The sequence below is a fragment of the Vibrio sp. 10N.239.311.G01 genome (assembly GCF_041465805.1).
Lineage (GTDB): Bacteria > Pseudomonadota > Gammaproteobacteria > Enterobacterales > Vibrionaceae > Vibrio > Vibrio crassostreae_C.
On the sequence record NZ_JBFSRM010000016.1, the window covers coordinates 60275 to 74781 of the forward strand.

Below are 14507 nucleotides of genomic sequence, written 5' to 3' on the forward strand. Positions count from 1 at the left end.
TCCCATTAGCTTTTACCTATACTAGCTAGAGATTAGAGATGTAAATGACCAATCTGACACTTACAAAAAATGTAAGTTGTCATCAAACCTTAAACATTAGAGCAAAAACTCAGCTTAGATAGTTCAAGTTTAAATGTTAGCGTAATGTTACATATGCAAACCAACAGTACGAGATATGCAGCACGTAAAACTCTTAAACCGCAACACCTTCGCTGGGCTCGCAGCAACATTAGTTGGGAACGGGATTGGTCGCTTTGCCTACATAGCATTAATGCCTGTGCTCATTCAAAGTGGGTGGTTCTCAAGCGAAGATGCCTCCATACTCGGCGCAGCAACACTGATTGGCTATATATTCGGAGCTCCTGCATCGAGCTTTTTACAAAGATATTATTCAACAGGCACACTCATACGTGCCTCTTTGTTGTTAAGTAGCTTTAGCTATCTTGGTTGTGCCTTAAAATCTGCGCCCTTTGAATGGTTTTTAACGCTTAGAACCATTGCGGGTATATCAGGTGCCGTACTCATGGTACTCGCACCACCCGTGATCACCAGCCTTCACCCTCAAGAGATGAAAGCAAGAATCAGTGGCGTCGTATTTTCAGGCATTGGACTCGGCGCCATGATTTCAGGAACAATCATACCTTTGCTTATCTACCAAAGTGTTGAAAGTGCATGGTTAGGTATGGGAGCGATCGCTTTTCTCGCAACTGTCCTGACGTGGAAAACATGGGCTCTTGAAGCTAAACCAAACCATTGTGATAAAAGCCCATCGACGTTTGATGCCTTATCTAAGAATAAGCGCATTAGTATTAGCTGCGTACTTTTAGCCTACACCTTTAGCGCCATTGGTTATTTACCTCATACTCTTTTTTGGGTCGACTATATTGTTCGAGAGCTAAAAATGAGTTTTGCGAGCGGTGGTTTTTATTGGGCTGTGTTTGGAATAGGAGCAGCGATTGGGCCAATAGTAACTGGTATATTAGGGGATAAATTTGGACTTAAAAAAGCACTATTAGCGGCGTTTATTTGTAAAGCTGCTGGGGTTGCTCTTCCACTATTAAGCACCAGTGAAACAGCACTTTTTGCTTCATCTTTGTTGGTCGGTATGTTTACGCCTGGCACCGTAACACTGGTATCAACCTACACCTTAGAAATCGTCGGGACTCAGCTCCATACGAAATCTTGGGGAGCAATGACAATGGCTTTTGCTATATCGCAAGGAATAGTCGGCTTCGTTATGGCTCACTACGCCCCTCAACTCACCAGTTATAACCTCTTATTTATGATCAGCGCGAGTGCACTGATTTTGTCGATACTCTGCATCGCATTTACATCAACTAAACAGCAGACATTAAACACTGCTCAAACAAGTTCTTAGCAAAGGAATCGCTCATGAAACTGTATTTAAACGACACCTCTCCATTCTCCAGAGCAGTGCTGGCAACGGCCTATTTGTGTGATGCTCCAATGGTTCTTGAATGGGTCGACCCGTGGCAAACACCCAGCACATTGGTCGCAGTTAATCCATTTAGTACCATTCCGGTTCTAGAAACCAGTGATGGGGTTGCACTGACCGAGAGTTTAACGATCTGTGAGTTCCTCATGCAAGCATACCCAACAGAAAAACTAACAGTGACCAAGGCTAGCGACACTCAACGTATGTCGTTATTGGGAGTGAGTAAAACGTTGATGGAAGTGGCCTTTCGGTGTGCTGCACTGAGCCGCTTCGAAGCTGAGCAAAACGAGCTAACGATTAGGGGAAAGGAAGGTATTAAAAGAAGCGTTAAAGCACTTATCGGGCAGTTGAATAACAATGACGATTTGCTTGAAGCTGACTTCTCAACATTGTACCTGCACATAGCATTAGATTACGTTCTATTCAGGCACGCGAGTTTGCTTTCAGCAGAAGAGCGCGACATCCTCACTACTGCCTTACATAATTCGCCTTTTAAAGATACATTGGCAAAACTTAGCCTAGAGTCGCTTTCAAAAAAGCTTAACTATTGCGAATACACAAATTCTTAATCACTTTGATCAGTGTTGTGTTGAACGAGTCTAACAAGACCTCGCACACGCGAGGCCTTGTTTTATCTGCGTTCCAACGAACAAGCAGCTAGCAATTTACGATAGTAAAACCAAATTAACTAGAGAGCCATTCATCCAATACTTTGATGAATTTAGGGTTGATGAGGTAACCGATGGAAGCATGGGGATTGCTTTTTCTGTTGCGAATATTGAGGTTGTAGATTGGGTGGATATCTTTCATTCCGCCGGGTATCAGATCCAGTTTGAGCATATCTTTAAAGTCATTTCTAATTTTGCTGTCATGAGAGATAAAATCATCTTCTGCCGATATGTTTATCCATTGCTGAATGTTTAAAGGGTACTTCTTCTCATCTTTGAAACGGCTCCCTTTTAGCCTATCTTTTACGTTTTCATCGCCTAACGGTGACCCGAGCGTGAGCAATAAGTTGACCTTCTTATCCGCACCATAGTCGTGTCTATACTCTCCGTAATGAGACAACTTCCATAACACGTCATAGCTAATTATCGACCCGAGACTGTGCGATACAATCATCACATCATCTTGATTATCAAGCGCTTCCTTCAGTTCAACCATTAGCCTGTGCCTGACATCGCTACCAAAATAGGTATCTTCATTCCAATAGTGCGCCATATCCGGCGCGACCTTCGTTATGAGTGTCTCAGCCACTCCTAGCTTTCCAAATAGCGATGAAAAAGTATCTGCTAACGCCTCTTTTAGAAAACCAATTTTAGATACCTTGTTATACGTTGTTTTATTGAACTGGCTTGTCTTGTACTTTTTGAGTTCAGACAGCGCTTGCTGTCGACTTGCAGGGTCTTCCGTTGGTTTCTCTAACAATGTGTTTGATAGTTCACCGTAATAGACAAACCGTTTATCGACATCTTTAAAAGCTTGTAATGAACTTGAGTCTCCACAATCTCGCTGCAAGCCATATTCTGTAGCCTCGTACCAAAGTGATTGAAGGGAATCTTTATCGGGCTTTTGAGCGCGACCATGAATGAATATTATTTTCTTAGCCATAGCAGGACGTCCTAAACACATAGTTAAAGTGATTATCAGCAGAAAGCACCACTAGATTCGGTCAGCCCTTGCTAATAACAGTGGTGCTAATTACGTATCTAGGGGTGGTTGATAGAGCATTTATATAACTATGAGGCCGTCGTTTAAGGACCAGAAACGAGTGAACGATGCGATCATCACTCGCAAATTGAAATGAATGTAGCTAACAAAACCTCCAACGAACACAAAGGCCTCGCACATGCGAGGCCTCAGTTTTATCTATAGAATGATTACATCCATGTTTTAACAACTACAGCGCCCTACTTCACTGACTTAACCGCTTTCATCAAGGTTGTGTTGAACTGCTGTGGTTGCTCTAGCTTTGGGAAGTGGCCTAAATCTTTGATGTAGTAAAGGTTGTAGTCCTTGATGTGTTTCTTGTTCGCCCCTAAATCCGTCAACCTCGGAATTTCTTGCTAAAAAGGTAGAAAAGTTTATAGTATTTTTTAGATAACGTTGAGAATCGATATGTCATTACAGAAAAAACAATCCAAAGTATCACTGAACATCAAAATCTCATCAGACTTAGATGTTCGTCTTAAACGAGCGAGAAAAGCAGCGCGTGAACAGGGCTTAATGTTCAACGTATCTCAAGAAGTTGAAAAGTTTCTTGAGAAGGAAATAAAGAAAGTGGAACGCCAGCTATCAATCGATGAAGAGATTAAGAATAACCTCGAGGATCTTGGTGGGCTTAATATAGATAAAATGATGAAATCAATGGATTAATCAAAACACTAACATATTGATTAAACTGAATTTAAAAAATGACAAAGCGTGGAGATGATTATGGGCACAATAATTGGACTGTTAATTTTGGCTGGTATCAGTGTATTCCTAAAGCGTCAAACGGGACTTCACTTGCATGAGTGGATTGCAAAAAAATATAAAGAATCTCAAGACAAAAAATAATGGACTCTATCAGAGTGACAGATTCCATCGATTTGACTTAAAAAACTAAGGCCCCGCAATCTCGAGGCTTTAGTTTTATCTATAGAATGATTACAACCATCTTTTAACAACTACAGCGCCCTACTTCACTGATTTCACCGCTTTCATGAACGTTGTGTTGAACTGCTGTGGTTGCTCAAGCATTGGGAAGTGGCCTGAGTCTTCAATGTAGTAAATACTGTAATCCTTGATGTGTTTCTTGTTCGCTTCTGAATCCGTTGGCCATAGGCGAGCGTTGACCAATATTACTGGCACATTCACGTTCTCTTACACGCGGTGAGCTTCGCCTGTCACGTATTGTCCTAGATAATGGCGAAACTGGTTTATCGCGATAACTGGTGGTGCAGATGCCATGTCTTGTGTTACCCAGTAAAGTAAATCCGCGTCTACGTCTTTTGGTAGCGAGTCTTTCACGAACATAGTAATGCCCGCTTGGAAGTCTGCTTCAAATGGTTTAGTCATTGCATCTAGGTCGCTTTTTGAAACCGCTAGTGCGACGTTTTGCGATGTATCGACACCAATAATGCCCTTCACTCTTTTCGGCATCAGTTTAGCGGCTTCTGCAATCACACCACCCGCCATGGAATGGCCGACTAAGATGACGGATTCGAGTTGTTCTTTCTCGATGATAGCTTTGATGTCTTCAGCGAACGCTACCATGGTGTACTCTTCGCGGTTGAAGGATGAGTTACCGTGCCCTGCTAAGTCCATGGTGATCACTTGGTACTGCTTTGAAAACTCACTCACTTGGTTTTGCCACAGCCTACTGTCTAGGCTCCAGCCGTGAATGAAGATCAGCGCTGTATCCCCACTCCCACTTTTGCCATACGCAATTTTCTCACCATCGTGAGATACCGCGATACCGTACTTAACCGTTGAATCATGAGCCATGGCATTCATGCTACCAAGAGCGATAAATACCAAGAGTGTGATGTTTAGAATTAAACGTTTCATAGTGTCTCTCTACTTACTTTGGAGGGAACACAGAAAGCGCCCCTCTCAATCAATATAGTCACTATAAAGTGTGAAGCTTTAGACAAGTCAAGCTCTTAGTATAGAAATCCAATTGTTATATGCATTCATTTTTTCATGACATTCAGCAACGTATGCATCAGAAGGCAGTGCTACGATACAGAAAAATCATAACGTCGGACTTTAAAATGAAACTTGTTTTAGAAAAAATAAAAAAAGACAACATTTTCACAGATGAATTTTTAGCGTTAAAAGCAAGCAATGAAATTGATCTAACTAGAAAAAGCATAAGTGTAATTTACGGACCAAACGGGACCGGGAAAACAAGCCTATCAAAAGTACTTTCTAGAGAAAAAAAGACCGAGTATACAGTTAAAATAGATGACATAACATTCACAGAAAAAGATGAGCAAATCGCACACATAATATCTGACCAAAATGATCGAAATTTCATTGAAGGTGAAACTCAAGATTTTATATTGGGTGACAATATAAAAAGAGAGTATGAATTGAGAGAGCGGATAAATAACAACTTTAAATCTCTTTTTGAGAAAGACCTTGTAAAGCTACTAAAAAGTAAGTTTGGTATAGGCACTAAAAGTTCGTGCTTTGATGAAATAATACTAGATAAATATTACTTAAAAGTAATATCTGATATAGCTAATAGCCGTTCAAAAGGAAAGACAATCGACCGAGAAGATTTCATAGAGAAAATTTACAGTGAAGAAGACTTATTAGGAGAGATTGAATTAGATAAAAATAAATTCGAGTACTTTGTAAAAGATTTTTCAGATAAAGAATCAACTATAAGAACAATAATCGCTTATAATTTCAATCTAACTGATAAAGATAAAAAAATCGCTAAACTTGAAGAGCAGAGTCAGGCGGTAAACATCCTTAAAAAGTATAACTATCTTGATGATTGTATCGTATGTGACCACAAAATAGACTCAAAGAAATTATTGAGTGAAAAGAGCGATCAAGTAGAAAAAACTCATAAGTCTCTTTCAGATAAAGAAAAGAAAATTGCCGAAAAAATAATAAAGGGCTTACCACAGAGTGACCCATTCAATATTAGAGAGAGAATCTTCACAGCTATAAACAAGTCCGATAAGACATTTATTACTGACTTGGTGGCAGATTTTGAAAAATATAAGCTAATTTATTGGAACTACCTAAAAACAGAACTAATTGAAGAAAGTAAAAAATATAATCTAAAAAATGATAATGATGAGTATCAGGAACTTAAGATTAATAAACCTGAATTCGACAGTGAAGACATTTTATTCATCGAAAAGTTTTTAAATGAAACGCTCGAACGAAAGATAACATTAGAGAGAGATGACGACAATAATATAAAACTTCTCTTAGGTGGTTCGGAGTTTCTAAAAGTAGATAGAAAACAACTATCACTGAGCAATGGTGAGCAAAATTTCTTATCACTTTCATTTGAGCTACTTAAAGCAAAAAATACAAAGCAAAAATTTGTAGTGTTAGATGACCCAATATCAAGCTTCGATTCTATTTACAAAAACAAGCTTGCTTATGCAATAATATCATTCCTACGTAATAAGAAAACAATAATTCTTACTCATAACACCGATCTAATTAAGCTTTTAGAGCACCAGCAGCAGCAGTGTATAAACTTGTATTATTTTAATAATGTTCAAGACGAAAACAACGGTTTTATTCCGGTTAATAGAAATGAACTAAAGATCTTACTCTACATACATGAATTTTTAAACTTGCTCAGAAAAGATATAAAAGATGAAATAATAGATAATAAGCAATTTCTGATATCTATTGCCCCTTTCATGCGTGGATATTGTCAAATACTTGGGCGTCGTGAAGAAAAAAATAGTATAACAAAGCTAATGCATGGGTATAATAATGAAAAGGTCAATCTCAGTGAGATTTATATGGCCTTATTTGATCAAGAAATTAGAGACCCAGTTACTGGTGATTATCTAGTCTCCGCCGCTGATATTATTTCAATGGATAGTCAAACTTTTAAACCAATAAAAGATAATAAATACCCCCTACTTTCAAAGTCTCTAAGGCATACTATGAGCTATTTATTTTTGAGACTAAATGTAGAGAGGAAACTTGTAGATAAATTTTCTATTGATACTAAAAAACATGACCTTTTGTCTCAAATCATATTAGCTGCATTTCCATTTAAGAAAGACACTGCGGAGAAAAGAGCACATCGTGTATTTTTCATGTCAAGAAAAACACTCTTGAACGAATTCAACCACTTTGAAATGGATATGAATATTTTCCAACCTGCTATTGATATTACAGATAAATCACTAAATAAGGAAAAGGTTCAGATTCTCGCAAGACTAGATAATATTTTGTCATAGCTTAAACAAACAAAAAGGCCTCGCAATGCGAGGCCTTTGGTTTTCTATCTATCAGAAGAGATTAGTCGCGAAGTGCTGCGCCAAATTTCTCTGAGATTGAAGCTACGATAGCATCTACTGAACCAGCGATGTCTGCATCTTCAAGTGTGCGCTCTACAGACTGTAGGCTAAGTGCGATTGCTAGGCTCTTCTTACCTTCTTCAACGCCTTGACCAACGTATACGTCGAACAGTTTAGCGCCTGTTAGGAATTCGCCACCAGCAGCGATACACGCTTCTACGATGTCGCCAGAAGCGACTGCTTCGTCAACAACTACTGCGATATCACGACGGTTTGCAGGGAACTTAGATACGGCTACGGCTTCTGGAAGCACGCGAGTGTTGATAGCTGCCCATTCGATTTCGAATACGATAGTACGGCCGTTTAGACCAAACTTACGCTCTAGTTCTGGGTGAACAGTACCAATGATACCCACTTCTTTGCCGTCTACTACGATAGCCGCAGTTTGACCTGGGTGAAGTGCTGGGTGCTTCGCTGCTTTGAAGCTGTATGCGATTTCGTTTGCAGAAAGCTCAAGAACTGCTTCTAGGTCACCTTTAAGATCGAAGAAATCTACAGTGTTAGTTGCAATGTCCCAGTGCTCTTCGCCACGAGTACCAGAGATAACGCCCGCAAGCATCATTTCTTGGCGCATGCCGTTTTCAGCAGTTGCTTCAGGGATGAAACGTAGGCCTGATTCGAATAGACGAACGCGAGACTGTTGACGCTTCTGGTTGTGAACAACTGTGTTTAGAAGACCTTGGATTAGGCCAAGACGCATTGCTGACATGTCCGCAGAGATTGGGAATGGCAGGATTAGCGGCTCAACACCAGGTACAACAAGTTTTTGCTGTTCTGGTTCTACGAAGCTGTATGTGATTGCTTCGTGGTAGCCACGGTCTACAAGAAGGTCACGAACGCGCTTAAGCGGTTGGTCAGCTTCTTTGTGGTCATTCATTTTAAGTGCCGCTTTAGGCGCTTGGTTTGGAATGTTATCGTAACCGTAGATACGACCTACTTCTTCAATTAGGTCTTGCTCGATTGCGATATCAAAACGCCAAGATGGAGACGTTGCCGTCCAGCCAGCGTCTGTCGTTTCAACGTTACAACCTAGGCGAGTAAGAATTTCCACTACGTCTGTAGATGGGATTTCGTGACCTAGTAGGCTATCTAGCTTAGCGCGACGTAGAGCAACTACGTTTGCTTTAGGAAGATCAGCTTCAGATTCGCTGCCGTTTACTGGCGCAACTTCACCACCACAGATTTCAACTAGAAGCTGTGTTGCACGCTCCATAGCTGCTGCTTGTAGCGTTGAATCAACACCACGTTCGAAACGTAGAGAAGAATCAGTGTGAAGGCCGTAAGCACGTGCGCGACCACGGATGTGATCCGGTGCGAAGAATGCTGCTTCAAGAAGTACGTCTGTCGTTTCAGTAGTAACACCTGAATCTTGACCGCCAAAGATACCAGCGATTGCTAGTGCTTTGTTTTGGTCAGCGATAACAAGCGTGTTGCTGTTTAGTTCAGCTTCGTTGCCATCTAGAAGTGTTAGCTTTTCGCCCTGCTCTGCTAGACGAACCACGATACCGCCTTCGATCTTAGCGAGATCAAATGCGTGCATTGGTTGGCCTTGCTCTAGCATCACGTAGTTTGTGATGTCTACAACTGGGTCGATTGAACGGATACCACAACGACGCAGTTTTTCTTGCATCCAGATTGGAGATTCCGCTTTCACGTTTACGTTCTTAACCACACGGCCAAGGTAACGTGGACAAGCATCAGTTGCTTTGATTTCAACAGATACTGTGTCTTCAATGCTTGTTGCAACAGCGTCAACTGTTGGCTCTGTAACGTCTGCGCGGTTTAGTACGCCAACTTCACGAGCAAGGCCACGGATGCTGAAGCAGTCTGCGCGGTTTGCTGTTAGGTCTACGTCGATAGTTACGTCGTTAAGCTCAAGAAGCTCACGTACGTCCATGCCTAGCGTTGTGCCTTCTGGTAGCTCAAGGATGCCGTCAGACTCTACGTCGATACCTAGCTCAGAGAAAGAACAAAGCATGCCGTGCGATGGAACGCCACGTAGTTTTGCTTTCTTGATTTTGAAGTTACCAGGCAGTACTGCGCCAACTGTTGCTACTGCTACAGTTAGGCCAAGACGACAGTTAGATGCACCACATACGATGTCTAACAGCTCTTCTTCGCCGATATCAATTTTAGTTACTTGTAGTTTGTCTGCGTCTGGGTGCTGACCGCACTCAACCACTTTACCTACTTTAACGCCGGTGAATTCACCAGCAACAGGTTCTACATCGTCAACTTCCAAACCAGCCATAGTGATTTGGTGAGCTAGCTCTTCGCTGTTAATTGCAGGTTTAACCCACTCGCGTAGCCAAGATTCACTGAATTTCATAGTTTCGACTGCCCCGGATTACTTGAATTGTTTAAGGAAACGAAGGTCGTTCTCGAAGAACGCACGAAGGTCATTTACGCCGTAACGAAGCATCGTTAGACGCTCTACACCCATACCGAATGCAAAACCAGAGTATTTCTCAGGGTCGATGCCAACAGAGCGAAGTACGTTAGGGTGAACCATGCCACAGCCTAGAACTTCTAGCCATTTGCCATCTTTACGTTTCACGTCAACTTCAGCTGAAGGCTCTGTGAACGGGAAGAATGAAGGACGGAAACGCACTTCAACTTCTTCTTCAAAGAAGTTACAAAGGAAATCGTTAAGAATGCCTTTAAGTTGTGCGAAGTTTACGTTCTCATCAACTAACATACCTTCCACTTGGTGGAACATTGGCGTGTGAGTTTGATCGTAGTCGTTACGGTAAACACGACCCGGAGCAATGAAGCGGAATGGCGGTTTGCCGTTTTCCATCGTACGGATTTGAACACCAGAAGTGTGCGTACGTAGCATTAGATCAGGGTTGAAGAAGAAAGTATCGTGATCAGTACGAGCTGGGTGATCGTCTGCGATGTTTAGTGCATCAAAGTTGTGGAATGCATCTTCGATCTCAGGGCCAGACTCAGTGCTAAAGCCAAGCTCACCAAAGAACTGTTCGATACGCTCAACAGTGCGAGTAACTGGGTGAAGACCACCGTTCTCAATGCGACGACCTGGTAGGCTCACATCGATAGTTTCTTCAGCTAGTTTCGCTTCAAGCTCTGCACGTTGTAGTGCGTCTTTGCGAGCTGCGATCGCTTGTTGAACAGCACCTTTCGCTTTGTTGATCTCTTGACCAGCAGTGCGACGCTCTTCAGGTGGAAGTTTACCTAGGCTTTGTAGTTGAAGAGTTAGTTCACCCTTCTTACCTAAATACTGAACTCGCACTTCATCAAGTGCGACTAACGAATCTGCTGTATCAATAGCAGTCGTTGCATTAGCAATGATCTCTTCTAGATGTTGCATCATTTCCTCATCTACCAGTTGGTAGTGTCCGTATCGGATGATTAGTTTTTTTAGATAGCTACACATAGTAATCAAACACGCAACCAATGCCAAATTGAATCGCTAAAAGAACAAGTTATTGCCTAAAAACACGGCAAATTTAACAGGATATTAATGAGGAGTAGGAAGAAGTGGAACAATTACAGGTTCCACTTCTTAATTTGGAAATGACCTGAAGGCTAGATCTGAATAGAACAAACGCTGTTCTTCCCTGCGTTTTTTGCTAAATAGACGGACTCATCCGCCGCTTTAATCAATTCGTTCATGGTTTCGAATTCTTGGGTCATTTCAGCGACACCGACACTAATACTGCCAATCCAAACTTGATGACTGGTTTCAACCTCTAATTCAGACACTTTCTGTCGAGCGGTTTCCGCGATGTACATCCCACCTTTAAGGTCGGTGTTTGGGCAAATAACCAAGAACTCATCGCCACCTAACCGGCAAACAATATCATCATTACGGAACGTGTTTTTCAGTTCACGCGAGAGGGTTTGTAGCACCAAGTCGCCTGCATCATGGCCGCTGGTGTCATTAATGCGCTTGAAGTGGTCGGCATCAATCATAATACACACTAAAGGCATGCCCAGTTCTTTGGAGTCTTGCCAATGCAGCGCTAACTGTTTAAAAGCACTACGACGGTTATGCAAATTAGTAAGAGAGTCGGTTAATGACAGTTCTTCAAGTCTCTTATTCGCTCGTTTTAATTCTGCCGTACGTTCCTCAACTTTATCTTCGAGTAACTGGTTGAAGCGTAACAACTGTTTGTTTCGTTCAGAGACTTGTTCAAACAGGCCGTTAAGCGCAGCCAACAGCGGGACAGTCGCAGAATCTTGCTGCTTTTCTTCCGCTTCAAAGGCTTGCAGAGGTGTCGCGCCCTCTTCTATCGCGGTCATTTGTCGCGCCATGTTTTGGTCGATGCCGAGGATGTGGTAAGCAAGCCAATGGGTGAGGAAGTCCAATAACTGCCGTGCTGACACCTGATCTTCTTCTAAGATGAAAGCTTGCATACCGTAGATATCTTGCTTAAATACACGATGCACTTTGATGTGTTCTTCAATGTGTAACTCATGTACACCGCAATCTCTCATCAAAGATTCTTCTTCTTTAAAGTGAAATTCTGCATAGCGCGCGAGTTCGAGTAAAGCGATGTTAATGTCGTCTATAGAGATAGTATTCTCTGACAAAAGATTTCCGTAGTGATTGATAAAACCAACAAGGTATTGATGTTGTTCATCTACAACACCAATGCCTGTTTCAAAGTTTTTATCCCAATTAAATAAATTCATAAATCCCTTAGGGCCGATACCACCAGCACGATTTACATGCATATTCGGAGGTTATAGATACTCGAAAAATACAACCATTTTACCTTTGGGACTATTCGATTATTTGCTCTATTTTATAAAAAGATGACATTAAACATTCTAAATATTGCGCTTCTTAAATCTGAGACGCCCCCTTTAGCAAGAGCGCCCCACGAAACCAATGCTAACTTTTCGGGAAATGCTAACTTTTCGGGAAATGCTAACTTGTTGGAAATGCCAATTTTTTTGGAAATGCTAAATGGTTGGAAATACTAACTTTTTGTAAAGACTAAAAATAGTATTCCAACGCCAGTTCAACAAAGTCATCCTTGCGTGCGAAGAACAACAAGTCCTCTGGGGTTTCGTTCTCAAACAACCAAGCATTCAGTCGCCACTTGAGATTGTTGTTAATACGGCTCGATGCCTCTAGCTTGGCACTGTAGACATCACTGTTATCTAAGTCTTGAGTGATACCAGTAAGCACTTCGGTGCCGTCTTCATCGTTCAAAGCGAAACGTGCCCCAAGGAACACATCATTTTGGCCGATGGTTTGGGCATTGTTGCCTCGGCTGTCATACAGGTATTCAGCGATGAAGCCGATGTCCCAGTACGATTCAAGCGCCCCTACCCAAGTGTATTCAAAGCCTGTCGCCACGCCGGTATGGTTGTCGTAGCTGTCGCGATAAATGCTTTCCAGCTTCCATAACCAGTCACCGATAATGCCTTGAACATCCAATCCGAAGTGTTGCATTTGGGCGTAGTATGGCTTGAGTTGATTGTCTTCCACACGGTAATAAGGGTCGCGGTTTGTGCCGCCTAAGTAGCTTAAACCGACATCCCAATCACCGTACATTTGGCTGTAACGCAATGCCACATCAACGTGTTTTTCTTCTCGTGAAGATTCGTAAAGCGCATCGTCCGATACTGGCACGGTTGGCCTTAATCGACCGTCTTCGCCTGCGAAGGTACGCTCACGAAAATACGGCAGTAACATGGCGTCTATGGTGCCCCACTCTTTTATCGAGGTGAAGTGCACCATAGGCTGACCTAACTTGGATTCGCCATCGACCGATTCAATGGCATCGGTCTGGTTTACCACATCCACTAAATGCGCCGATTCGGTTACGCCCCAAAATACCTTTCCAACACCCGCTCGCAGTTCGTAATCATCCCAATAGGTTAAATACAAGGCTTCGCGAATATCACCATGAGTTCGTTCATCGTCTTCACTGTCTAGGCGATAAAACGGGGTGAAGGTAATGCTGCCGTTGCCCTCTTGTTGCTCCCAGTAAAACTCTGGCTGCAACACCAGTGAGCTTTGTCCTTTGTCTTGCCCTTGTAAGCCGTCGCTAAAGAACTGCCTATGTTCAAGGTTAACCTGCCCTGCGATATCAGGACTAAAGCCTGCCGCCACACAAGGCAACGACACCTGCATAAGCCCGACGGTCGCCGCCAAGGTTAAGGATAATTGGGTTCCTGTTGCCACAATCCTTTTCATATTCCTGCCTTATTTCGCACGTTTTAGTGTGTTCTTTTGGAAATCCTTGTCTTTAAGACCGGTCTGGAACACTAAATCTGTCGTGGTTAATACGGTGCTTTTGCCTGTTTGATGGTTTTGCATCGCCATGGTGTGTGCGCGCCAGTATTGGTTTAGGTACTGTTTGTAATCTTGGAACGATAGAGTTTTAAGCAGTGCGCCTTTGCGGTCGTAAAACTCGACTTTCATTGGGCGGTAGTGCTGTTGGTCTAGCCATACCTTTTGCATGGTGTAGCCTGAGTTTTTATCGGTCGGTACTTGCTCTAAAACAAAGGTGTCTACGCCTTCCAGTTTCGCGTCTTCAATGTAGTTGAAGGTGTACTTTTCAAGTTCAAACGAGCTTAAGTCCTCATACGCAAATTCACTGCCCATAAACGGGCCAGATTTGTTGCGTGAAGAGATGCGTTTTACACGCTTGAGTGCAGGAAGATACAACCACTGGTCATCGGATTTGGTGATGTGCGAATGGTTTAGGAAAGCCGTGCCTTTTACGTCGCGTGGTTCATCAAAAATGGTTAAGCCTTTGTCGCCATCGTCATCGACTTCCAAAGATTTCAATCGCATCAGACGTGTACTGCTTTCGCCCTGTTTGTTGCGAAGTAGCATTTCCATGGTTGCGACAGAATCGCCCCACCCGACATCGACCGCTTTACGTTGCTCGGCAATTTCTAAGCCTTTCGCAGGGTCTGCTAACGCTGGGAAAGCGGCGAATGTGCTCAGTGCCAACGAGCTAACAGTAAGTAATGTAGTAGCGAATGTTTGTTTAACGCTTTTCATAAAT

Annotated in this window: 11 protein-coding genes and 2 pseudogenes; 5 read left to right on the forward strand and 8 right to left on the reverse strand. The window is 42.4% G+C overall.

The genetic code is table 11. The features are described from left to right. The first annotated feature begins 175 nt into the window (after positions 1 to 175). Positions 176 to 1378, forward strand: a complete 1203-nt coding sequence (locus tag AB6D06_RS14090) for a YbfB/YjiJ family MFS transporter (protein ID WP_371724441.1) — start codon at positions 176 to 178, stop codon at positions 1376 to 1378. A gap of 14 nt (positions 1379 to 1392) precedes the next feature. After that, positions 1393 to 2025 (forward strand): glutathione S-transferase family protein, encoded by a 633-nt coding sequence (locus tag AB6D06_RS14095; RefSeq protein ID WP_372100831.1) that lies wholly within the window; start codon positions 1393 to 1395, stop codon positions 2023 to 2025. A gap of 115 nt (positions 2026 to 2140) precedes the next feature. On the opposite strand, the gene AB6D06_RS14100 is transcribed toward AB6D06_RS14095, so the two are convergent. After that, positions 2141 to 3067 carry a hypothetical protein gene (locus tag AB6D06_RS14100; RefSeq protein WP_372100833.1) on the reverse strand — a complete coding sequence of 309 codons (927 nt, stop codon included), beginning with the start codon at positions 3065 to 3067 and terminating at the stop codon, positions 2141 to 2143. Positions 3068 to 3366: 299 nt separating this feature from the next. Beyond that, positions 3367 to 3504 (reverse strand): annotated as a pseudogene (locus AB6D06_RS14105) (alpha/beta hydrolase); the annotation flags it as partial. 70 nt (positions 3505 to 3574) lie between these two features. On the opposite strand from AB6D06_RS14105, the gene AB6D06_RS14110 reads away from it, so the two are divergent. Further along, complete coding sequence (locus AB6D06_RS14110) at positions 3575 to 3832, forward strand: hypothetical protein (protein WP_017085640.1); 258 nt, start codon at positions 3575 to 3577, stop codon at positions 3830 to 3832. Positions 3833 to 3892: 60 nt separating this feature from the next. Beyond that, positions 3893 to 4015 (forward strand): hypothetical protein, encoded by a 123-nt coding sequence (locus AB6D06_RS14115; RefSeq protein ID WP_258183960.1) that lies wholly within the window; start codon positions 3893 to 3895, stop codon positions 4013 to 4015. Between the two features lie 120 nt (positions 4016 to 4135). Here the strand turns inward: AB6D06_RS14115 and AB6D06_RS14120 are convergent. After that, a pseudogene (locus AB6D06_RS14120) lies at positions 4136 to 5008 on the reverse strand (alpha/beta fold hydrolase). Positions 5009 to 5214: 206 nt separating this feature from the next. Between AB6D06_RS14120 and AB6D06_RS14125 the strand changes: the two are divergent. Then, on the forward strand, positions 5215 to 7392 hold the full coding sequence (locus tag AB6D06_RS14125; protein WP_372110591.1) for an AAA family ATPase: 2178 nt from the start codon (positions 5215 to 5217) through the stop codon (positions 7390 to 7392). 61 nt (positions 7393 to 7453) lie between these two features. Here the strand turns inward: AB6D06_RS14125 and pheT are convergent, their stop codons facing one another. The 5 genes from pheT to AB6D06_RS14150 all read right to left on the reverse strand — a co-directional run bounded on the left by pheT (position 7454) and on the right by AB6D06_RS14150 (position 14503). Then, a complete protein-coding gene (pheT, locus tag AB6D06_RS14130; protein ID WP_372074243.1) occupies positions 7454 to 9841 on the reverse strand; it encodes a phenylalanine--tRNA ligase subunit beta in 2388 nt (795 codons plus the stop codon). 18 nt (positions 9842 to 9859) lie between these two features. Further along, complete coding sequence (gene pheS / locus AB6D06_RS14135; protein ID WP_004734764.1) at positions 9860 to 10843, reverse strand: phenylalanine--tRNA ligase subunit alpha; 984 nt, start codon at positions 10841 to 10843, stop codon at positions 9860 to 9862. A gap of 218 nt (positions 10844 to 11061) precedes the next feature. Beyond that, a complete protein-coding gene (locus AB6D06_RS14140; protein ID WP_372100839.1) occupies positions 11062 to 12213 on the reverse strand; it encodes a GGDEF domain-containing protein in 1152 nt (383 codons plus the stop codon). Between the two features lie 265 nt (positions 12214 to 12478). Further along, entirely contained in the window at positions 12479 to 13687 is a 1209-nt protein-coding gene (locus tag AB6D06_RS14145) for a hypothetical protein (protein ID WP_372100841.1), read from the reverse strand. Between the two features lie 9 nt (positions 13688 to 13696). Beyond that, entirely contained in the window at positions 13697 to 14503 is an 807-nt protein-coding gene (locus tag AB6D06_RS14150) for an outer membrane lipoprotein-sorting protein (protein ID WP_017060448.1), read from the reverse strand. Positions 14504 to 14507 lie beyond the last annotated feature (4 nt).